1 pseudogene is annotated in these 532 nt (G+C 70.1%); it reads left to right on the top strand.

Annotated elements, in window-relative coordinates:
* A pseudogene (locus R7E38_RS23325) lies at window positions 1-532 on the top strand (hypothetical protein); the annotation flags it as partial.

The following is a 532-nucleotide window of genomic DNA, read 5'->3' as shown; positions in this document are numbered from 1 at the left end:
AAATACCTGGCCAAGCACAGCGCGATCTTTGACCGCCTGGACGTCGTCTCCTACGAGGAGGTCGTGCGGCTCCCCGCGTTCAAGAGGAAGACGCTGGTGCTCATCGGGGCCAGCGGGGTCGGGCGGAGCCACATCAAGAACGCGCTGCTCGCCCAGAACCCGGAGAGGTTCGCCTACCCCGCGCCGCACACCACGCGGCCCCCGCGGAAGGGCGAGGCGGACGGCGCCGAGTACCACTTCGTGTCGGCGGAGGAGATGGCGCGGGGCATCGCGGCCAACGAGTTCCTGGAGTTCGGCAGCTTCCGGGGCGACATGTTCGGGACCAGGCTCGACGCCGTGCGCCGCATCCACGAGTGCGGCCAGGTCGCCGTCCTGGACATCGAGCCCCAGACCCTGAAGGCCGTGCGCACCGCTGAGCTCTCGCCCTTCATCGTCTTCATCGCGCCTACGGACCAGGGCGCCGAGACCGAGGCCCTGCGCCAGCTCCGCGCCGACTCCGACGCCATCCGGGGCCGCTACGCCCACCTCTTCG

Source organism: Vibrio sp. Vb2131 (assembly GCF_033338535.1).
GTDB lineage: Bacteria > Pseudomonadota > Gammaproteobacteria > Enterobacterales > Vibrionaceae > Vibrio > Vibrio alginolyticus.
Note: the sequence above shows the minus strand (reverse complement) of the source record. Positions and strands in the feature narration are given on the sequence as shown.